The organism is Hydrogenophaga bisanensis, assembly GCF_042665135.1.
Lineage (GTDB): Bacteria > Pseudomonadota > Gammaproteobacteria > Burkholderiales > Burkholderiaceae_C > Hydrogenophaga > Hydrogenophaga bisanensis.
Window position 1 is genome coordinate 272641 of record NZ_JBHTBX010000003.1, and the last position, 21449, is coordinate 294089.

The following is a 21449-nucleotide window of genomic DNA, read 5'->3' on the forward strand; positions in this document are numbered from 1 at the left end:
GAATCCGGCCATCTACAGGAGGCCGGAGAAAACGTGCATCAAGTGTCTTTCACGCGCCTGGTCGGCGCGTTTGTTCTTTGCGGCCTGAGCGCTGCCTATGCGCCGGCACTCGCCCAGACCACCTACGCCTGCAAGGACTGGCGAGGCCAAAGCTACCGCTCGCTCAATCCCTGTCCACAGGCGCAGAAGTCGGGACTCATTCACTACGGTCCGCAAGCACAGCCCGAGCCGCGCTACCAGCCGCCGGTGCAACGCATCGAACGGGCGGGAGACGAGTTGGGCTACATGAGCCCCAAATGCGCCACCTTGCAAGAGGGTATCCGCACTGCGCCCAATCGAGGGTTGAGCAGCGCCACCGTGCGTGAGCTGCGCCTGACATTCGAGCGCGAGTGCAGTGACGAACAGAGCAACGCACTGCGCGCTGCCAGGCAAGGACAGCGTGCACAGGAGGAGCTGAGGGAGCAGGAGCGTGAGATGGCACTGCAGCAAAAGCAGCGCAGCCAGGAGGACATCGACCGCTATCGACAGCAGTGTGCCGAAATGCGCCTCTCGATCCACCGCCGCAAACAGCGCCCCAACCCGACCGAGGGCGAACTCAGAGACCTGGCCCTCTTTGAGGATCGCTACCAGGCCCGCTGCATCCCGTCTTGATTCTGCTTAGAGGATCAGCGCGGTGCCCGTGACCGCCATGGCCGCCCCGAGCCAGGCCGCGTGCGCTGGCCGGCGGCGATAAACCAGCCACAGCAGCGGCAGCAGCAACACCGGCGTCACCGACGAGAAAATGGCCACCAGACCGGCCTGGCCATCGCGCATGGCCCGCAGGATCAGCGTCATGCCCAGGGCCATGGCCACGACGGCACTCAGACAGGTCAATGCCGCGTCCTGCCAGCGGACCTCCGCCTTGGCACGGGCGGGCGTCCAGCCGCTGGACCACAGCAAGCCATGCGCCGCCAGTGCCACCGTCATCCGCATGGCTGAGGCAGCCACCGCATCGATGCCCGTGCTCATCAGCGGCTTGAGCATCAATGTCGCCACAGACTGGCACAGCGCCGCCAGCAGACCCAGGGCCACACCGATGGCCAGGGCGCCGCGGGTCTGCTCCCAGTGATGGGATTCGTCCTCGCGCTTGCCCCACAGCACCGCCATCATCACCCCGCTGATCAGCAACACGCTCCCCACCAGTGCCCAGCCCCGGATGGTTTCGCTCAGAAACAGCCAGGCCAGCACGGCAGAGAACAGGGCATGGGTGGCAAACAGCACGCCGGAGCGGCGCGGCCCCAGCCGGTTCATGCAGGCAAACAGGGCGGTGTCGCCAATGAAAATGCCGATGACCCCGGACAGCCCCAGCAGCAGCAAGGCAGCGGTGTCAAGACTGCGCCACCCCCCGGTGACGAGCGCCAGCGACCAGAGGATGACGCTGGCAAACAGCATGCGCCAGCGGCTGAAGGCAATGGCGCCCAGGCGCTGCGCTGGCGGGGCAGAGAACAGGCTGGAGACGGCCCAGCAGGCCGCCGCCAGGAGTGCCAGCCATTCAGGACGCACGAGCAGGATTCAGCGCCATGGCCACGGGCCGGATCCCGCTCAGGATCCCGCCACCTTCATGCGGTTGACCAGGATCGATCCCACCGTCTTGGCTCCATAGCTGTAGGCATCGGCCCCGACGGCTTCAATGCCCATGAACATGTCCCTGAGGTTGCCGGCGATGGTGATCTCGTGCACCGGGTAGGCGATGCGGCCGTCCTCGACCCAGTAGCCCGACGCGCCGCGCGAGTAGTCGCCGGTGACGTAGTTCACGCCCTGCCCCATGAGTTCGGTCACGAACAGGCCGCGCCCGAGCTTGCGCAGCATGGCGTCCAGGTCGTCACCGGGCTGGGTCAGGCGGCTGCTGAGCGTCAGGTTGTGCGAACCACCAGCGTTGCCGGTGGTGCGCATGCCCAGCTTGCGCGCGGAATAGGTGGACAGGAAATAGCCCTGCACCTTGCCGGCCGACAAGACCTTGCGCCGAACGGTGCGCACGCCCTCGTCATCAAAGGGCGCACTGCCCTTGCCGCCGATGATGTGCGGGTCCTCGACGATGTCCAGGTGTTTGGCCATGACACGCTTGCCCAGGCTGTCGGCCAGGAAGGTGGTCTTGCGGTACAGCGCTCCACCGCTGGTGGCCTGCACGTAGGCGCCCAGCAGGCCGGCGGCCAGGGGCGATTCGAACAGCACCGGGCATTCGGTGGTGGCGATCTTGCGGCCATTCAGTCGGGCCAGCGTCCGCTCGGCGGCATAGCGCCCCACGGCTTGCGGTGTGGCCAGATCCAGCGGGTTGCGCTGAGAGCTGTACCAGTAGTCCCGCTGCATGGCAGCACCCTTGCCCGCAATCGGCGCCACCGACAGGCTGTGACGCGAGCTGGCATAGCCGCCGCTGAAGATGCCCGGTTGGCCGCGCTCGCCGCCCCGCATGTGGGCGGTGAAGAAGTGCGACTGCTGGGCCGACACACCAGCGCCCTCGCTGTTGGTGATCTTGCGGCTGGTGGCAAAGGCGGCGTCCTCACAGGCCAGCGCGATCTTCACCGCCTCGTCCGACGTGATGGCCCAGGGGTGAAACAGGTCCAGCTCCGGATAGCTGTCCGCCACATCGTCGGGATCCGGCAGGCCTGCGACCGGGTCCTCGGCGGTGAAGCGGGCGATGTCGTAGGCGGCCTGAACAGTCTGGCGGACGGCTGCCGCCGAAAAATCGGAGGTGGACGCGTTGCCCCGCCGTTGGCCCAGGTACACCGTCACGCCCAGCGATTTGTCGCGGTTGCGCTCGACGTTTTCCAGCTCGCCCTTGCGCACGCTCACACTCAGCCCGGCGCCCTCGGACACCTCGGCGCCTGCATCGGCGGCGCCCAGCTGCTTCGCATGCGAGAGCGCCAGATCGACCAGTTCCTCGAACTGGGCACGGCTGTACTGGAATCCGGACAGGGGCTGGCGGGGGTCGGCAGGGGCCTTGGCCCCGGTGGAAGCGGAGTTTTTCATGTCGACGGCTATGATACTTGCCGCCCTCCCTTCTGTTTTCCCCATGCCCCGCAAACCCACAAAAGGCTATTTCGTGCGTGGTCACTTCGTTGCCGTCGGCAGCGAACTGGACCTCGAGCTCAAGCGCGAGCTCAAGGGCTCGGTCGACATGTCCAAGACCGATCTCAAGAAGCACATGGATCACCTGCAGTCCCTGGGTGAGTCACTGCTGACCCTGCGCAGCGACCTCATGACCCGGCTGCGTGAACAGCACGAGCTGTCCGACAAGCTCATCGACGCCCTGGCCGAGGCACGGCGCATCACCAACTTCGAAGGCAAGCGCCGGCAGATGCAGTTCATCGGCAAGCTCATGCGCGCCCTGGACGAGGACACGGTGGCCGCCATCGAAGCCGCCCTGGAGGAGCAGCGCAAGCCGTCGGCCCAGGAGACGCTGCGGCTGCATCAGGCCGAGCAGTGGCGCGACCGGCTGGTCGCCGACGACGACGCCCTGACCGACTGGTTGCGGCAGGACCCGGAGGCCGATGTCCAGCACCTGCGGGCCCTGATCCGCCAGGCGCGCAAGGACGCCCAGACCACGGCCGCGCAGGAGAAGCCCGGCGAAGCCCAGCGCCATGGCAAGGCATATCGCGAGATATTCCAGATCGTGCGCCAGGCCCTGGGACGCGACGACACCCCACCCGATGAGAGTTCAGACCATGAGTGAGAGCACCCCCCACGACGCCGTGCGCATCGGCATCGTCTCGATCAGCGACCGTGCCAGCAGCGGCATCTACGAAGACAAGGGTCTGCCCGCGTTGCGCGAGTGGCTGGGCAAGGCACTGAAGAACCCGATCACATTCGAAGAGCGACTCATCCCCGATGAGCAGGCCACCATCAGCCAGGCGCTGATCGAGCTGGTCGACACCGGCTGCGCGCTGGTCCTGACCACCGGCGGTACCGGCCCGGCCAAACGCGACGTGACCCCCGAAGCCACCCTGGCCGTGGCGCACAAGGAGATGCCCGGCTTTGGCGAACAGATGCGCCAGATCAGCCTGGCCTTCGTGCCCACGGCGATCCTCTCGCGCCAGGTGGCGGTCATCCGGGACAACTGCCTGATCATCAACCTGCCCGGCCAGCCCAAGGCAATCGCCGAGACGCTGGAAGGCGCCAAAAACGCCGACGGTTCGGTGCGCGTCAACGGCATCTTCGCCGCGGTGCCCTACTGCATCGACCTGATCGGTGGCCCCTATCTGGAAACGAACGACGAGGTCGTCAAGGGCTGGCGCCCGAAAAAGAAGTGACCCCCTGCGCCGCTTCGCGTCTTCCCCCTAGGGGGACGCACCCAGTGGCCCGGCAAAGCCGGCTCCACGGGCGCTACCGCTGAAACAACTTCGCCTGGAGCTCTCATGAAAATCACCAAGGACACCGTCGTCACCCTCACCTTCAAGGCCTGGGATGCCAGCGGCAAGCTGCTCGAAGATGGCAAGACGCCGCGCGCCTACCTGCACGGCGGTTACCACAACACCCTGCCGGGCATCGAGGCCGCACTGGAGGGACAGGAAAAAGGCTTCTCGACCACGGTCAAGCTGCAGCCCTCGCTGGCCTTCGGCGATCGCGACGAATCGCTTGTGACCACCATCCCGAAAAGCGAGTTTCCGCCCGGCATCAAGGTGGGTGGCCAGCTTGAAGGCACCGACGACCAGGGTCGCCGCCAGGTGTTCACGGTCATGAAGATCAAGGGACCGAACGTGCACCTGGATGGCAACCACCCGCTGGCGGGCCAGGACCTGACCTTCTCCCTCAACGTGATCGACGTGCGTGCCGCATCAGAGGAAGAAGTGGCCCACGGGCACGCGCACGGCGCCCACGGACATCACCATTGATCACTTCCCGACGAGCTGGTTGAGCTTTTCGGCTTCGAAATGCTCTTCCTTGGCGGCGTCTGGTGGCACACAGTCGCCACCACGCTGTTCGCAGGCCAGCTTCTCGATCGCGGCCCACAGCAGGGCAATCTGGTGTTCCTGGCTGCCGGTCTTTTCGATGATGCCGCGCATGGCCTGTGACAGCGGGTCGTCTTCCAGCGTGATGCCGTAAGCGGTGAACTTGGGCTTGGCTTCCTCGGTCACGTCGGCGCTCTGGCCCTGCTTGCTGGGAATGATGCGCGCCGGAATGCCCACCGCGGTGGCACCCGCCGGCACCGGCTTGATCACCACCGCGTTGCTGCCGATCTTGGCACCGTCGCCCACCTCGAAGCCGCCCAGCACCTTGGCACCGGCACTGACCACCACGTCCCGGCCCAGCGTCGGGTGGCGCTTGGCTCCCTTGTAGAGCGAAGTGCCGCCCAGGGTGACGCCCTGGTAGATGGTGCAGCCGTCACCGATCTCGGCCGTTTCGCCCACCACCGTGCCCATGGCATGGTCGAAGAACACGCGCTCGCCGATCTTGGCACCAGGATGGATCTCGATGCCGGTCAGGAAGCGGGTGACATGCGAGATGAACCGCCCCAGCCACTTGAAGCCGTGGGTCCAGCACCAGTGCGCGGGCCTGTGCAACCAGACCGCATGCAGGCCGGGATAACAGGTGATGACCTCCCAGGTGCTGCGCGCGGCGGGGTCGCGCTCAAGAATGCACTGGATGTCGGAGCGGAGGCGGGCGAACATGGCGATGGCTTTTGGTATCGGGTAGCCAGTCTATCGCTTCGCCTTGTGGGCTGTCTGCAGCATGGCCTTGGCCACACCACGAAGGATGTGGATTTCCTCGGGGGTGGGTTGCGCTCGGTTGAACAACTGGTTCAACCGGGGCATCAGCTTCTTGGGCGCCTCAGGATCGAGGAAATCCACCGCCACCAGCGCCTGCTCCAGGTGGGACAGCATGCCGGCCAGCGATGCGGCATCGGCGGCCGGTCGCTGGGGGGTGACCGGGGGCAGCGCAAAGCCGCCCATGGCCTGGCGCCAGTCGTAGGCGATCAGTTGCACCGCCGCCGCCAGGTTCAGCGAGCCAAAACCCGGACTGGTCGGGATGGAAAGGCAGACATGGCAGCGGTAGACGTCCTCATTGCGCATGCCAAAGCGCTCGGACCCGAACAGGAAAGCCACGCCCTCAGGCTGCACGGCGTCTGGCACTGCTGCCTCGGCCAGCAGCTGCGCAAAATGCTCGCGCGGTGCGCGGGTGGGCGGGCCGAAATCGCGGGGTGTCATCGCCGTGGCGCACAGGTGGCTGATGCCGTCCAGCGCCTCGTCCAGGGTCTCGACGACGCGGGCATTGGCCAGCACATCGTTGGCGCCGCTGGCGCGCTGGATGGTTTCCTCGCGCCGCAGCACGTTGGACCAGCGGGGCGCCACCAGCACCAGATCGTCGAAGCCCATGACCTTCATGGCCCGGGCCGCACCGCCCACATTGCCGGCATGGCTGGTCTGGATGAGAATGAATCGTGTGCGCATCGCGTGAAGGACTGGACAGTCAGCCCGGAAAAAAAGCCCCCACGACAGCGGCAGGGCCGGTAAAATCCGTGTATTGTCGCCGCCCCGCATCGCCGGGGCGTTTCCTTTTCGCTCTTCATCCCACTGCCGGCCCCACGAGGACTGGCGCAGGAACACAATTCATGTCGTCCAGCCTCCACCCCATGCTCAACGTGGCCATCAAGGCCGCCCGCGCCGCCGGCGCCATCATCAACCGGGCCTCCCTCGACGTCGAGGCGGTCCGCGTGTCGGTCAAGCAGACCAACGATTTCGTCACCGAGATCGACCACGCCGCCGAAGCCGCCATCATCGAGACGCTGCTGACCGCCTATCCCGACCACGGGATCTGGGCAGAGGAATCCGGACGACGTGAAGGCAAGGGCCGCGACAAGGATTTCATCTGGATCATCGATCCGCTGGACGGCACCACCAACTTCATCCACGGCTTCCCCGTGTACTGCGTGAGCATCGCGCTCATGGTCAAGGGCCGCATCGAACAGGCGGTCATCTATGACCCCACCCGCAACGACCTGTTCTGTGCCACGCGCGGCCGGGGTGCCTACCTCAACGAACGCCGGATCCGCGTGGCCAAGCGCACCACCCTGCGTGAGTGCCTGATCTCCACCGGTTTCCCGTTCCGTCCGGGCGATGCGTTCCAGACCTACCTGAAGATGCTGGGCGAGGTGATGCCCCGCTGTGCCGGTGTGCGCCGCCCGGGTTCCGCCGCGCTGGACCTGGCCTACGTGGCGGCCGGCTTCTCCGACGGTTTCTTCGAGATGGGCCTGTCGCCCTGGGATGTGGCGGCCGGATCGCTGATCGTGACCGAGGCCGGTGGCCTGGTGGGCAACTTCACCGGTGAGGCCGACTTCCTGGAGCAAAAGGAATGCCTGGCCGCCAACCCGCGCATCTACGGCCAGCTGGTGGGCTTGACCGGCAAGTACAGCAAGTTTGCCAGCGCGGGTGACAAGGCTGCGGTGCGCCAGTCCACCGAAGCCTCGGCACCAGCCGACCAGGCGCCCGCCGACGGCGAACAGGCAGCACACGGCGACGACGCCCCGTTCTGAGCGCCCCGCCTGGCGGCGCTGCTCAGGGTCGGGGCAGCGTCCACCAGAAGCAGGCACCCTCATCGGGGCGGGATTCGGCCCAGATGCGGCCACCGTGCCTCTCGATGATGCGCGCCACGATGGCCAGCCCGATCCCGGTGCCCGGCACATTGCTGCCCGCGTGCAGGCGCTGGAACAGGCCGAACAGCTTCTGCGCACGCGCCATGTCGAAACCCATGCCGTTGTCGCGGATGAAGTAGGCCTGCCGGTCCAGGTCGAATCCCACCTGCATCTGGGGCACGGGACGGTGGCGCGAATACTTCAGCGCGTTGTCCATCAGGTTGGTCAGCACCTGCCTGAGCAGGGTCGGGTCGCCCATGGCCCTGGGCAGTTGCCTCAGGTCGATGCGCACCTGCAGATCGTGAGGCACCACCGTGTCCAGGGCGGCACGGGCCAGGGCTTGCATGTCCACCGACACCATGTTCAGATCCACCTGGACCACACGCAGCAGCTCCAGCATGTCGGAGATCATCGCCCCCATGTTGCGCGATGAGCGCTGGATGCGTTCGAACATCTCCCGGCCGTTGGGACTGAGACGATCGGCTTCCTCGTCAAGGATGAGCCCGGCAAAACCGTTGACCGCCCTCAGCGGTGCCCGGAGGTCGTGCGCGATCGAGTAGGAAATGGATTCGACATCGCGCATCGAGCGCTCGAGCTCCGCCGTGCGTTCGGCCACCCGCCTCTCCAGCGTGGCGTTCAGGGCCCTGACCTCCTCCTGGGCCTCGACACGGTCGTGGATGTCCAGGTGGGTACCCGACATGTAGAGCGCGCCACCCTGGGCATCGCGTCGATGCACCTGCCCGCGGGAGTTGATCCATATCCAGCGACCATTCTTGTGCCGCATGCGGAAGTCGCACTCGTAATGGGGCAACTCGCCGGACCAGTGCTGCTCGAGCAGGCGCAAGGCGCGTGCAAGGTCGGGTGCGTGGACCAGCTGTCGCCATGTCTCGAACGTCGTCGGCATCAGCTCGTCGACGGTGTAGCCCAGCATCTCGGCCCACCGCTCGTTGATCTTGACCTCCCAGGTTTCCAGGCTCAGCTCCCAGATGCCGGGACGGGTGGCTTCGAGCACCCATTGCAGGCGCTGGCGCTCTTCCCGCAGGGCCTCTTCGGCACGCACGAACTCGGTCACGTCACTGTAGGTCCTGACGAGGCCCCCGCCTTCCAGAGTCCGGGTGACCACCTCGATGACCCGGCCGTCCGTGGTCTCACGCAGGTAGCGACTGGACTGGTCCCAGCCCGGATCCATCAGGACGTAGGGGCGGTCGGACTCCCGCACCAAGGCCAGTTCGGTACCGAAGTCGCCGCGCTGCTTCTGGAACTCGATGACCTCGGCAATCAGGGGATGGGTGTCCATCAGGGCCTGGGGCAGGTCCAGCAGTTCCAGCAAACGTCGGTTGTAGAAGCGCACGCGGCTGTCGGCGTCGATCATGGCCAGTCCCTGGCTCATCGCGTCGAAGGTGATCTGCAAGGCCGCCGTCTTTTCCGACAGCAGGGCGCTGGTGGCCTGCAGCTGCTGGCGTGCCCGTCGGCGTTCCGCATGATCGCGCCAGGCCAGCACCAGCTGGCGCACGGCACCCAGCAAGGGCTGCAGAAAGTCCACATCGGCCTGGCTGTAGCCCCCGGGCTGGTTGGCCAGGCCGACCATGGCCACGAGACGGTCACCGGCGGCCAGAGGAATGCCCAGGAACTTCAGCAGCGGGGGATGGCCGGGTGGACGTCCCTTCGCGCGCGGGTCGTTATCGACATCGTTGGCGATCACCACCTGGCCGGTGCTCAGGGCATGACCGAACAGGGTGTCGAGGTTGTGGAACTCCATGCCCACTTCCAGCTGACGCCGGTACTGCTGGCGGGATGCCTCATCCCAGGAAATGTCCGTGATCGCATGGGCCCGCAGGTAAGGCCGGTCATGCAGGTCGTACAGCACCTCGCCAACAAAGCCGTAGGCACTGTCGGCGGCCGTCAGCAAGGCCGACAGCAGACCATCAAACACCTTGCGCTTGTCGTCGGCCTCGATGAACAGGGCCTGGGCCTGTCGGACGGCTTCGAGCATGCGGTGCTGACGGTCGAGCTTGTCCTGCGCCAGCTTGGCATCGGTGACATCGGAGATGAAGCCATACCAGAGGACGGAACCGTCGGCCTCCCGCTCGGGCATGGCCTCGCTCTTGTTCCACCGGATGCCCCTGCCAGGCAGCTGCGTGCGAAAGGTATGGCGCCAGGGGGACAAGCGGGTGCCCGACTCCCGCAAGGTGTCGGTGAGTCCAGGCAGATCGTCCGGGTGAACCCGCTGGAACACGCAGCGGATGTCGGCCGTCATTTCGGCGGGTTCCAGTTCAAAGACCTCACGGGCGGCATCGCTGGCGAACACAATCTCGCTGGCCCCGCCTGGTCGGCGCCGGGCCATGTAGATCAGACCAGGCACCCGCGCGGCGGTATGACGGATGAACTGCAGCTGCTGGGCGATCTCGGAGGCCGCCGTCTTCTCGGCCGTGATGTCCATCACCACGCCGAAATCGGTGTCGGGTTGACCGGCCACCGTGGTGCGGCCGATGCGGGTGCGAAACCAGCGGGTGCTGCCGTCGGGCAACTGCCAGCGGAAATCGACTTCACGTTCATCACACGCCTGTCGGGCCGCCAACCAGGCGGGTTTGTCATCGGGATGGATCCCACCGCGCCCGACGGCCTTGGTCAGGACATCGACCGGCTCCATGTGCGCGATCGCGAAAAGACCAGGTGACCAGATGACCTCATCCGCGTTGGCGGCGTTGGTCCAGTGCCCCACATGCGCCAGCCGCTCAATGGCCCGGTGCAGACCGACCTGCTGCTGCAATGCCGTGTTGGTCTGGCGCAACGCGCGCTCGGCATCCTGGTCATGGGTGACGTCTTCCAGGTACACCAGCAGCACGTCCTCGCCATTCATTTGCAGCGCGGTGGTGTGCAGCCGCATCCGGCGTGGCACGCCGCCGGACAGGCGCATGTCCACGTCAAACGGACGGGCTTGCAAGACCTGCTCCAGGTAATCCTCACGCCGTCCCAACAGGTCCCAATGCCCCAGCTCGGTCGTGGTCCGCCCGAGCGCCTCGGCTCTGGGGGTACCCGTCAGGCGGACCCATGCGTCATTGACCGCCAGCAACGTGCCGTCGCGGCGGCTCACGCTGGCAGGCAGCGGCGCCGCCATGAACAGGGCCTCCCAGGCCATCCCGCTGACCATGCCGGATCCCGCCTCGGGTGACGGAGGCGAAGGTGATGCGTCGGCAGCAGACGAGGGCATGGGATGTAGGTCGTGCAACTTTCGCGAGTGTATGCGCAGCCGCCCGACCCGACACCCGGTCTATCCCTGTGGAGCAGCCTCCGGTCAGATTCCAAGTTGCCGGGACGCCAATTCCTTCATGATTTCTTCGGTGCCGCCGCCGATCATCATGACCTTGACCTCGCGGTAGATGCGCTCGCTGGCGGTGCCCCGCATGAAGCCCATCCCCCCCAGGATCTGGACCGCCTGGTCGGCGCAGAACTGCATGGTCTGGGTGGCGTGGTTCTTGAGCAGGCAGACCTGGGCCACCCACTCGGCGCCCTTGGCGGCCTTGTCCCCGCTGTCGGCGCGGGCCACCACCGCATTGAGCCACGCACGGGTCGATTCGATGCGCATGCGCATGTCCATCAGCTTGTGGCGGATCACCTGATGGTCCACCAGCGCGGTGCCGAAGGTCTTGCGCTGCCGAGCCCAGGCCAGCGCCTCGTCGTAGCAGCATTCCGAAAAGCCCAGGGCCATGGCCGACATCGACAGACGCTCGCCGTTGAAGTTGGTGAGGATCATCTTGAAACCCATGCCCTCCTCCCCCACCAGGTAGCGCGCCGGCACCCGCACGCCGTCAAAGCGCAGGTGCGCGGTGTCCGAGCAGTGCCAGCCCATCTTGTCCAGCCGGCTGCGCGACAGGCCGGGCGCATCGCCGGGCACCACCAGCATCGAGATGCCCATCGGCCCCTTGTCCTTCGGGTCGGTGCGCACGGCCACTGTCAGCCAGTCGGCCCGGGTACCCGAAGTGATGAACACTTTCTCGCCATCGACCACGTACTCGTCGCCCTCGCGCCGGGCCGTGGTGCGCAGGGCTGACACATCGGTGCCACCGCCCGGTTCGGTGATGGCCAGCGCCGAGATTTTTTCGCCGCGCAGGACGGACGGGATCACCTCGGACTGCAGGGCCGCACTGCCATGCCGGGCGATGGGCGGCAGGCCGATGTTGTGGCTGAACAGGCTGGCCAGCAGGCCGCCGCTGCCGCCAAACCGCGACAGCGTGGTGGCCAGCGCACTGCGCATGGCCCAGCTGGCGGGCATGCCGCCCAATTCTTCGGGGTAGCCCATGGCCAGCCAGCCCAGTTCGGCCGCCCGCCCGTAGAGCTCGCGGGGCAGTTCGCCCGCATCCTCCCAGGCCGGAAGGTGGGGCAGCACTTCCTGCTGCACGAAGCGCTGTGCCATATCGGTCATCAGCCGGATGTCTTCCTGTTCAGGATCGTTGTGTGCCATGGGATTCTCAGTTGGAGGGATTCGCAGAGGGAATCGGGTGGGTCAGGACAGCACCTTGGGTATCTGCGCACGGTGGAAGCCGTCGAAGGGCTTGACCGCATCGCGCTGGCGGACCTTCTCGTCCGGCTTGCGCATGGGCCAGCCCATGCGGGTCTGCGGTCGCGCACCGTCGATGCGCAAGGTGCTGCCGGTGATGAAGGAGGCGGCAGGACTGAGCAGAAAGACGATGCCCGCCGACACCTCGGCCTCCAGGCCGAAGCGACCCATGGGCACGGTGTTGCCCATCTCGCGCACCACGGGCGCCATTTCGGGCGGGTAGCGGTCCATGCCGCTGGACGCGATGTAGCCCGGCGCCACCGCGTTGACGCGAACACCGCGCCCGGCCCACTCCACCGCGGCCGTCTCGGTGAAGCTGACCATGCCTGCGCGAGCCGCGCCGCTGTGGCCCATGCCCGGCATGGAGCCCCACATGTCGGCCACGATGTTCACGATGGCGCCCCCATGGCGGGTCATCGACTGCAGGAAGCACTCACGCGCCACCAGGAAGCCGCCGGTCAGGTTGGTGTTGACCACCGCCTCCCAGCCCTTGGCGCTGATGGCCTCCAGCGGGGTCATGTACTGGCCGCCGGCGTTGTTGACGAGGCCATCGATGCGGCCCTGCGCCGCGACGATGCCGGCCACCATCTCCCGCACCGCGCCCTCCTGACGGATGTCGCAGGCATGCCAGCTGGCGGTCCCGCCATCCTCGGCAACTTCGGCTGCGACCGCCTCCAGTTTCTCGGGCTTGCGCCCGACCAGCACGACATGGGCACCCAGCGCGGCCAGCTCATGCGCCGTGCAACGCCCGATGCCCGATCCGCCACCCGTGACCACCATGACCCGGCCCTTGTACAGGCCCGGGGCAAACACCGACTGGTATCCCATCTGAACTCCTTACTAATCTCTGTACATGGCCTCGACGGCCTCGCGGTGGCGCTCGAGCACCACCTTGCGTTTGATCTTCATGGTGGCCGTCAGTGCGCCGGTGTCGATCGACAGCGGCTCGGGCAGCACCGTGAATTTGCGGATCCAGGCCACTCGGGCCTGATGCCGGTTGATGTCATCGATGCCCTTCTGCAACTCTGCAAGCACCAGGGGATGCCGGCAGGCGACCGCCATGTCCAGCCCCTGCACCCCATGAGCCTGAAGAAAGGTCTCCAGCGCATCGGGCTTGAGGGTGAGCAGTGCCGTGAGGAAGTGACGGCCATCACCGCAGACGATGCCGTGCTCGACCAAGGGAAGGTCCATCAGCTCGGCCTCCAGATTCGCCGGCGAGATGTTCTTGCCCCCGGAGGTGATCAGCAGGTCCTTCTTGCGTCCGGAGACGTACAGGTAGCCGTCGACATCGAAATGACCAAGGTCGCCCGACTGAAGCCAGCCATCCACCAGCGTCTGCGCCGTGTCCTCGGGCATGCCCAGGTAGCCCTGAAACACGTGGGGGCCACGCACCTGGATCTCGCCGTCGGGCGCGATGCGCACCTCGGTCCCGGCCAGCGGCTTGCCCACGGATCCGATGCGCGTGCTGCCGGCCAGGCTGACCGTCGTCGGGCCGCAGGCCTCGGACTGGCCGTAGCCCTCACGAATCAGCAGGTCGAGCCCCGTGAAGAAACGCAGGGTTTCCGGTGCAATCGGTGCGGCGGCCGAGATCAGCAGGCGGGCCTGATCCATGCCCAGCGCCGCCTTGACCTTGTCGTACACCAGCCGCGAGGCCCAGGCCTTCTGCAGATTGAGCCAGCCACCCGGCTCCCTGCCCTGCAGCACCTGCTCATGCCAGCGGCGCCCCACCGACAGCGCCCAGGCCGCCAGCACAGCCTTGAAGTCGGTGGCCGCATCGAGCTTGCCCGCGATGCCGGCGTGGATCTTCTCCCAGACCCGCGGGACCCCGAAAAACACCGTGGGGCGCACCTCGGTCAGGTGGTCCCGCAACGCTTCGAGGCTGCGCGCAAAGTACAGGCGATACCCGATGGCCACATGGTTGTGGATGGCCCCCAGCTGCTCGGCCACGTGGGCCAGCGGCAGATAGGAAATGAGGCGGTCGGCGGGTGTCGTGCCGAAGGCCTTGGCCAGCGCCATGCCGGTCCAGGCCAGCGTGCCGTGCGAAAGCATCACCGCCTTGGGCATGCCGGTGGTGCCCGAGGTGTAGATCAGGGTGCCCAGATCATCCGGGCGCAGGGCAGACAGGCGGCGATCGACCTCGGGCTGGTGCTCGCGTGTACCCAGGGCCAGAAAGGCATCCCAATCCATCTGCAACGAGTCGGTGGCCGCTGTGCCCTTCATCATCACCACACGCCGCAGCCCTGGCAGGCGGGACCGGCTCTCCTGCAACTTCGCCCACTGCGTGTCGTCTTCGGCCAGCAGAATGACTCCACCCGAGTGGCGGATGATGTATTCCACCTCGCCGGGGGCACTGGTCCAGTAGATGCCGGCCGCCACCGCGCCCACCATCATCGCGGCCAGGTCCATGATCACCCACTCGGGACGGTTGAAGCCCAGGATGCAGACGGCCTGTCCGGGTTGCACGCCCAGCGCCACCAGCGCCCGAGCGGCCTGCTGCACCTGCGCGGCATAGTCCTGCCAGCTCGTCGGTTGCCAGCCGGCCTCGTCGCGCATGTAGTAGGCCGGGTCGGCGCCGCGCTCACGGGCGGTGACCAGAAACCGCGCCGGCGCAAGCACGAATTCACCCCCGCCCGCGCGGGCGGTGTCATGGACGGCGGCAGTCATTCAGTGCCCCAGACCCAGCAGCGCGCGGGCTTCGGCCGGGCTGGCGATGCTGCGACCGGCCCGCTGCGCGTACTGGGCCAGGGCTTCGATCAGCACCCCGTTGCCAGAGGCCCGCGAACCATCGGGCAGATAGAAGGTGTCCTCCAGGCCGGTGCGCAGCATGCCGCCCAGGTCGGCGGTCTTCTGGTGCACCGGCCAGATTTCCTGGCGTCCGATCAGCGTCGTCTGCCAGATGCTGTCCGGTGCCGTCCAGCGCGGCAGCAGAGCCAGCAGGTCAGCGTCGCAGGGCATGCCCGAGGCCACCCCCATGACGAAGTTGTACTCGGCCCGCCCCATCTCGGGCTTGAGCATGCCGGCCTTGAGGTACATGCCCACCGAACGCACGATGCCCACGTCAAAGCACTCGAATTCCGGGTGCACGCCGCATTCGGCCATCACGTCGAGGAACTGCTGGATCTTGGCCACCGGGTTGTCGAACACCATGGGCGGCCAGGCCCACTGGCCGTCCTCCTTGATCTTGAGATAGTTCAGGCTGCCCGCATTGCAGGCCGCGATCTCGGGACGCACGCGGCGGATGCAGGCCAGGGGCCCCGAGATGTCCTTGCCCACCACCCCGGTGGTCAGGTTGATGATCACCCCCGGGCAGGCCTGGCGGATCGCCTGCACCACGGTCTCAGCCACCTCCGGGTCCCAGGAGGGCATGTGACCCATGCCCTCCTCCTGCATGCGCAGGTGCACGTGCATGATCGAGGCGCCGGCGTTGAACGCGTCGCGTGCCTCGGCCGCCATCTGCTCGGGCGTCACCGGCACCGGGTGCTGGCGGGGATTGGTCAGCACACCGGTGAGTGCGCAGGTCAGAATGGCCTTGTCCTTCGAGTGCTCCATCATGTCTCCTGGTTGTTGCTGTCGTTGTCGTCGCTGCCGGCCAGCTCCAGTTCCACCAGCAGGGTGTTGAGCTCGACCTGATCCCCCACCTTCACATGCACCGCGCTCACGCGTCCGCCGGCCTGGGCATGAAGCCACATTTCCATCTTCATGGCCTCCACGCAGACCAGTGCGTGGCCTTCGCCCACGGTCTCGCCCACGGCGACCGAGACATGGGCCACCCGCCCCGCCACCGGCGCCACCGCACGCGAGGGGTCACCGCGGGTGTCCTGTTCGGGGAACGGAGACACCTCGCTGAACACATGCACATCGGCGCCTACCGCCAGATGCAGCGTCGCACCATCGAACACCACGGTGGCACGGCGGCGAACACCACCGGCCTCATATCGCAGACAGCCATCGTCCAGCGAGAGGATGCGCAACTCGCGGGTATGCCCGTCGTGCAGCACCTGCACCAGTCCCGATCGGTCCACGGCCACCCGCATTGCGTGGCGCGAGTCGTCGCAGGCCAGCGTCAGGCCATAGCCGGCCACGCTGTCGGCGCGCCAGCCCGTACCGTCGCGCAAGGCCATCACCGCCGCCGCCAGGCACCAGACCTCGGCGGACGGCACCGGGCGTTGCAGCACGGCATCGCCCTCGGCCTGCCACTGGTCAATCAGCGTGGTGGTCATGCGGGCCTGCCGGAACGCCGGATGACTCACCAGGTCCGACAGGAATCGTGCGTTGTGCCGAAGTCCGATCAGCGGTGCGTCGGCCAGCGCCGCCCGCAGGCGCCGGATCGCATCGTCCCTGTCCCGCCCGTGCACGATGAGCTTGGCCACCATCGGGTCGTAGTGCGGCGACACCTCGCCGCCCTCGGCGATGCCGTTGTCGACACGCACATCGCCTGCCGTGGCCTCATTCGGGCGCCAGAGCAACACCGGACCGGTCTGGGGCGCAAAGCCGTTGTAGGGGTCCTCTGCGTAGAGGCGCGCCTCGATCGCATGGCCGTTGAACCGGATGTCCTCCTGACGCGCCGGCAGCGGCTGGCCCGCCGCCACCCGAAGCTGCCACTCCACCAGATCGAAGCCGGTGATGGCCTCGGTCACGGGATGTTCCACCTGCAGACGGGTGTTCATCTCCAGGAAGTAGTGGCGCAGGTCGGCGTCCACGATGAACTCGACCGTGCCCGCCCCCCGGTAACCCACTGCCAGGGCCGCTGCCACCGCGTCCCGCCCCATGGCTTCGCGCATGTCTGCACTGACCACCGGCGATGGCGCCTCTTCGATCACCTTCTGGCGGCGACGTTGCGCGGTGCAATCGCGTTCGCCCAGGTGCACCGCATGGCCATGGGCGTCGGCAAAGACCTGGATCTCGATGTGCCGGCCATGATCGATCAGGCGCTCGAGCATCAGCGTGCCGTCACCGAAGGCACTGGTGGCCTCACGCCGGGCACCGGCAATGGCGGCATCCAGTTCGGCCGCCTCGCGCACCAGGCGCATGCCACGACCACCACCACCGGCCACGGCCTTGACCAGCAAGGGAAAGCCCAGCGCCAGGGCCTCGGCCTTCAGCACATCGTCCGACTGCTCGCTGCCCATATAGCCAGGCGCGCAGGGCACGCCGGCTTCCAGCATCCGCCGCTTGGCCAGGGCCTTGTCACCCATGGCCTCGATGGCCGAGGCCGGTGGCCCGATGAACACCAGCCCTGCCGCCTCGCATGCCCGGGCAAAGGCCGCGTTCTCGCTCAGGAATCCATAGCCCGGGTGGATGGCGTCCGCACCGGTGCGGGCTGCGGCATCCAGAATGGCATCCACCTTCAGATAGGAATCGGCCGCAGCCGATCCGCCGATGTGGACCGCCTCGTCCGCCTGCTGCACATGTGGTGCATCACGGTCGGCGTCACTGAACACGGCCACAGTGCCATACCCCAGGCGCCGGGCCGTTCGAATCACGCGGCAAGCGATCTCGCCGCGGTTGGCAATCAGGATCTTGGAAAAACTCATGAGACCGCCCAGGAGGGTTTGCGTTTCTGAAGGAATGCGCCCGTGCCTTCCTGGCCTTCCGGGCCAAGGGCGGCACGCGAGAAGACCGCCGCGGCGTCCTGCACCAGATCGGCCGGTGGCGTGAACCGGGCACGTGCCATCAGCGCCTTGGTGGCGGCAATGGCGCCCGGCGCGCAGGCCAGGATGTCGGTCAGCACCGCCTGCAGGGCACCCGGCATGGCGTCGGCTGCGTGAACGCCATGCACCAGGCCCATTCCCAGGGCAGCAGTGGCGTCCAGGCGACCGCCGGTGACCGCCAGGCGCCGCGCCTGCGAATAGCCCAGCCGCTCGACCAGGAAGGGGGCAATCTGCGCCGGCACCACGCCCAGCGAGGTCTCCGGCAGACGGAAGCTGGCGCCAGGGTCGGCCAGCGCAACATCGGCCACGCAGGCCAGACCGAAGCCGCCGCCCATCACCGTGCCCTCCAGCACCGTCACCACGGCCAGCGGCGTGCCCGCGTAGGCCACGCACAACTCGCCGAAACGGGCGTTGACCTCGGCCACCGGGTCCTGGCCCGGCGCGGCATCGGCCAGTTTCATGCGGGCCGCGGCCATGTCGCGGATATCGCCACCCGCACAGAAGTGGCCGCCGCTGCCACGCAGCACGATCACCCGCAGCTGCCCATCGGACTCGGCCGCCTGCAAGGTCTGGCGCAGTTCGTCCACCATCTGCAGCGACATGGCGTTGCGCACCTCTGGGCGGTTCAGCTGCACATGCAACACCGCGCCCTCGCGCCGCAGCAGCAAGGTCTCGCACACCGGCATTGCTTGGCCACCCATGGTTCAGGCCTTGCCGGGCAAGGTGCCCTCAAGCTTGCAGATGATGCCCAGCATGATCTCGTCGGCACCGCCACCGATCGAGATCAGGCGACCATCGCGGTAGGCCTGCGATATCGGGTTGTCGGCCGTGAAGCCCATGCCGCCCCAGTACTGCAGGCAGGCATCGGCCACCTCGCGGCTCAGGCGCCCGGCCTTGAGCTTGGCCATCGACGCCAGCTTGGTCACGTCCTTGCCCGAGATGTAGGACTCCACCGCCCGGTAGGTCAGCGAACGCAGCGCCTCCACCTCGGTGCGCAGTTCTGCCAGTCGGAAGTGCACCACCTGGTTGTCCAGAATGGACCGCCCGAAGGTCTTGCGCTGGCGCGTGTAGTCGATGGTCTGGTCGATCATCCGGTCGAGCGTGCGCAGGGCGCCAGCCGCGCCGTACAGGCGCTCCTCCTGGAACTGCAGCATCTGCAGCATGAAGCCCATGCCCTCCTGCCCGATCAGGTGGCGCCGGGGCACCCGCACGTTGTCGAAGAACAGCTGCGCCGTGTCCGACGAGTGCATGCCGATCTTGTGGATGGCCTGGCGCGTCACGCCGGGCGTGTTCAGCGGCACGATGATCAGCGACTTGTTCTTGTGGGCCTGACCTTCGGACGTGTTGGCCAGCAGGCAGCACCAGTCGGCCTGCATGCCGTTGGTGATCCACATCTTGGAGCCGTTGATGACGTAGTCGTCACCATCCTTCTCGGCCACGGTCTTCAGTGCCGCCACATCCGAGCCGCCGGTCACCTCGCTCACACCGATGCAGCCGACCAGATCACCCGCGATCGATGGCGCCAGAAACTCGCGCCGCAGATCGTCAGACCCGAAGCGCGCCAGCGCCGGCGTGCACATGTCGGTCTGCACGCCAATCGCCATGGGCACGCCACCGGCATTGCATTCACCCAGCGCCTCGGCCATCACCATGGCGTAGCTGAAGTCCAGCCCCATGCCACCGTATTCCACCGGGTACTTGATGCCCAGCAGGCCCAGGTCGCCCATCTTCTTGAACACCTCGTGGGCCGGAAACTGGCCCGCGGCCTCCCACTGGGCGATGTGGGGATTGATCTCCTTGGCCACAAACTTGCGGACGGTGTCGGCAATCTGCTCGTGCTCGGCGGTGAATTTCATGGAGTCCTTCGATGGAGGGTGAAACGATGCGGTGTGGCAGATCCGCCGTCAGAAGCGGGCCACGCCAAAGGTGTTGGGATGCAGCTGCCGGCTGGCGGCTTCTTCGGCCATGGCCAGACACAGTCCCAGAATGCGGCGCGTGTCGCGCGGGTCGATGATTCCGTCGTCCCACAGACGGGCGGTGCCAAACAGCGCGGCCGATTCCTTGTCCAGCCGCATGCGCAAGCCGTCGGACATGGCCTTGAGCGCCTCGTCGTTGGCCGGCATGCCCATGCGCTCGAGCTTGGCGCGGTTGACGATGTCCATCACCCGCGCCGCCTGCTCGCCACCCATTACGGCCGTGCGGGCCGACGGCCAGGCGAAGATGAAGCGCGGATCAAAGCCCCGACCGCACATGCCGTAGTTGCCGGCACCGTAGGAGCCGCCCAGCACCACGGTGAACTTGGGCACCCGCGCGTTGGCCACCGCCTGGATCATCTTGGAGCCATGCTTGATAGCGCCGGCCCGCTCGGCTGCCGATCCCACCATGTATCCCGTGGTGTTCTGCAGGAACAGCAGCGGCGTGCCGCTCTGGTCGCACAGCTGGATGAACTGCCCTGCCTTGGTGGAGCCGTTGGGCTGGATCGGCCCGTTATTGCCCAGGATGCCCACCAGCCGCCCCTGGATGCGCGCATGCCCGCACACCGTCTCGGGCGCGAAGGCCGCCTTGAACTCCAGAAAGTCCGAGCCATCCACCAGGCGGGCAATCACCTCGCGCACGTCGTAGGGCTCGCGGTCATCGGCGGGTACCACACCCAGCAAGTCCTCTTCGGGGTACAGAGGTTCCGGCGCTGAGGCAGCGTCTGGCACGGTGTCCCAGCGCAGCTTGTCCATCACCTCGCGCGCCATCGCGATCGCGTGCGCGTCGTCCTCGCACAGGTACTCGCCCAGGCCGGTCACCTGCGCGTGGGTTTCGGCCCCGCCCAGCTCCTCGTCTGTCGCATCCTCCCCGATGGCCGCCTTGACCAGTGGCGGACCGGCCAGGTAGATGCTGGAGCGCTCGCGCACCAGGATCACGTAGTCGGACAGCCCCGGCAGGTACGCACCGCCTGCCGTCGACGAACCGTGCACCACCGCGACCTGCGGCAGACCCATGGCCGACATGCGGGCCTGGTTGGCAAAGCTGCGACCGCCGTCCACGAAGATCTCGCTCTGGTACATCAGGTTCGCACCCCCGCTTTCCACCAGATAGATCAGCGGCAGGCGGTTCTCCCGCGCAATCTCCTGCGCCCGCAGCGCCTTGCGCAGGCCCATGGGCGAGACGGTGCCGCCCTTGACCGCACTGTCGTTGGCCGAAATCAGACAGCGCTTGCCGGCCACCTTGCCGATGCCCACGATGGATCCACCGCCCATGACCGACTTCTTGCCATCGTCGTCGTGCATGTTCAGGCCGGCCAGTCGACTCAGCTCCAGGAACGTCGAATCGCGATCGAGCAGGCGGGCCACCCGCTCACGTGGCAGCAGCTGTCCGCGCTTCTCGAACTTCTCGCGCCTGGATTCGGATTCGGTGATGACGACCTGCTCAAGGCGACGCACCTCGGCGAGCAGTTCAGCCATGCGGCGGGCGTTGGCGGCAAAGGCGTCCGACTTGGGCTGGAGTTTGGAACGGATGACTGGCATGTGTGTGGTTCCTGTGCAATGTCAGCCATTAGACGGCAGGGTGACGTTAACGTCAATCTGATTCCGTTTAGGTATTTTCCCTATGCATTACGGAACCCCTGAGGCATAGCATCGGGCCA

The 21449-nt window shown here is 66.8% G+C and carries 18 protein-coding genes; 5 read left to right on the top strand and 13 right to left on the bottom strand.

Translation table 11 applies throughout. From position 1 onward, the window contains the following. Positions 1–33 precede the first annotated feature (33 nt). A complete protein-coding gene (locus ACFQNJ_RS06620) occupies positions 34–651 on the top strand; it encodes a hypothetical protein (RefSeq protein WP_382255180.1) in 618 nt (205 codons plus the stop codon). Between the two features lie 6 nt (positions 652–657). On the opposite strand, the gene ACFQNJ_RS06625 is transcribed toward ACFQNJ_RS06620, so the two are convergent. Both ACFQNJ_RS06625 and pmbA read right to left on the bottom strand, forming a co-directional pair. Continuing rightward, on the bottom strand, positions 658–1542 hold the full coding sequence (locus ACFQNJ_RS06625) for a DMT family transporter (protein ID WP_382255183.1): 885 nt from the start codon (positions 1540–1542) through the stop codon (positions 658–660). Between the two features lie 39 nt (positions 1543–1581). Next, on the bottom strand, positions 1582–3006 hold the full coding sequence (gene pmbA / locus ACFQNJ_RS06630) for a metalloprotease PmbA (protein ID WP_382255186.1): 1425 nt from the start codon (positions 3004–3006) through the stop codon (positions 1582–1584). Positions 3007–3049: 43 nt separating this feature from the next. Between pmbA and yjgA the strand changes: the two genes are divergently transcribed. From yjgA to ACFQNJ_RS06645, 3 genes are all read left to right on the top strand, one after another. Further along, complete coding sequence (yjgA, locus tag ACFQNJ_RS06635; RefSeq protein WP_382255189.1) at positions 3050–3709, top strand: ribosome biogenesis factor YjgA; 660 nt, start codon at positions 3050–3052, stop codon at positions 3707–3709. Beyond that, positions 3702–4286, top strand: a complete 585-nt coding sequence (gene mog, locus ACFQNJ_RS06640; protein WP_382255192.1) for a molybdopterin adenylyltransferase — start codon at positions 3702–3704, stop codon at positions 4284–4286. Before yjgA ends, mog begins: the two co-directional genes overlap by 8 nt. Before the next feature lie 105 nt (positions 4287–4391). Beyond that, complete coding sequence (locus tag ACFQNJ_RS06645; protein ID WP_382255195.1) at positions 4392–4868, top strand: FKBP-type peptidyl-prolyl cis-trans isomerase; 477 nt, start codon at positions 4392–4394, stop codon at positions 4866–4868. Here ACFQNJ_RS06645 and cysE read toward each other — a convergent pair whose 3' ends face one another. Further along, positions 4869–5645 (bottom strand): serine O-acetyltransferase, encoded by a 777-nt coding sequence (gene cysE, locus ACFQNJ_RS06650; protein ID WP_374641601.1) that lies wholly within the window; start codon positions 5643–5645, stop codon positions 4869–4871. A 30-nt stretch (positions 5646–5675) separates the two neighbouring features. Next, complete coding sequence (locus tag ACFQNJ_RS06655; protein ID WP_382255199.1) at positions 5676–6425, bottom strand: RNA methyltransferase; 750 nt, start codon at positions 6423–6425, stop codon at positions 5676–5678. Between the two features lie 161 nt (positions 6426–6586). Between ACFQNJ_RS06655 and ACFQNJ_RS06660 the strand changes: the two genes are divergently transcribed. After that, a complete protein-coding gene (locus ACFQNJ_RS06660) occupies positions 6587–7507 on the top strand; it encodes an inositol monophosphatase family protein (protein ID WP_374641605.1) in 921 nt (306 codons plus the stop codon). 22 nt (positions 7508–7529) lie between these two features. On the opposite strand, the gene ACFQNJ_RS06665 is transcribed toward ACFQNJ_RS06660, so the two are convergent. The 9 genes from ACFQNJ_RS06665 to ACFQNJ_RS06705 form a co-directional block, all read right to left on the bottom strand. Next, on the bottom strand, positions 7530–10817 hold the full coding sequence (locus tag ACFQNJ_RS06665; RefSeq protein WP_382255202.1) for a PAS domain-containing protein: 3288 nt from the start codon (positions 10815–10817) through the stop codon (positions 7530–7532). A gap of 84 nt (positions 10818–10901) precedes the next feature. Then, positions 10902–12068 carry an acyl-CoA dehydrogenase family protein gene (locus tag ACFQNJ_RS06670; protein WP_382255205.1) on the bottom strand — a complete coding sequence of 389 codons (1167 nt, stop codon included), beginning with the start codon at positions 12066–12068 and terminating at the stop codon, positions 10902–10904. Between the two features lie 42 nt (positions 12069–12110). After that, the gene (locus ACFQNJ_RS06675; protein ID WP_382255208.1) at positions 12111–12992 is read right to left on the bottom strand and encodes an SDR family oxidoreductase; all 882 of its coding nucleotides are present in this window, start codon (positions 12990–12992) and stop codon (positions 12111–12113) included. 12 nt (positions 12993–13004) lie between these two features. After that, the gene (locus ACFQNJ_RS06680; protein WP_382255211.1) at positions 13005–14828 is read right to left on the bottom strand and encodes an AMP-dependent synthetase/ligase; all 1824 of its coding nucleotides are present in this window, start codon (positions 14826–14828) and stop codon (positions 13005–13007) included. Beyond that, a complete protein-coding gene (locus tag ACFQNJ_RS06685) occupies positions 14829–15716 on the bottom strand; it encodes a beta-keto acid cleavage family enzyme (RefSeq protein ID WP_382255213.1) in 888 nt (295 codons plus the stop codon). Next, a complete protein-coding gene (locus ACFQNJ_RS06690) occupies positions 15713–17698 on the bottom strand; it encodes an acetyl/propionyl/methylcrotonyl-CoA carboxylase subunit alpha (RefSeq protein ID WP_382255216.1) in 1986 nt (661 codons plus the stop codon). The genes ACFQNJ_RS06685 and ACFQNJ_RS06690 overlap by 4 nt, the downstream gene beginning before the upstream one ends. Continuing rightward, positions 17695–18516 (bottom strand): enoyl-CoA hydratase/isomerase family protein, encoded by an 822-nt coding sequence (locus ACFQNJ_RS06695; protein ID WP_382255219.1) that lies wholly within the window; start codon positions 18514–18516, stop codon positions 17695–17697. Before ACFQNJ_RS06695 ends, ACFQNJ_RS06690 begins: the two co-directional genes overlap by 4 nt. Before the next feature lie 3 nt (positions 18517–18519). After that, entirely contained in the window at positions 18520–19671 is a 1152-nt protein-coding gene (locus ACFQNJ_RS06700; protein ID WP_382255222.1) for an acyl-CoA dehydrogenase family protein, read from the bottom strand. Between the two features lie 48 nt (positions 19672–19719). Then, positions 19720–21330 (bottom strand): acyl-CoA carboxylase subunit beta, encoded by a 1611-nt coding sequence (locus ACFQNJ_RS06705; RefSeq protein ID WP_382255225.1) that lies wholly within the window; start codon positions 21328–21330, stop codon positions 19720–19722. Between the last annotated feature and the right edge of the window lie 119 nt (positions 21331–21449).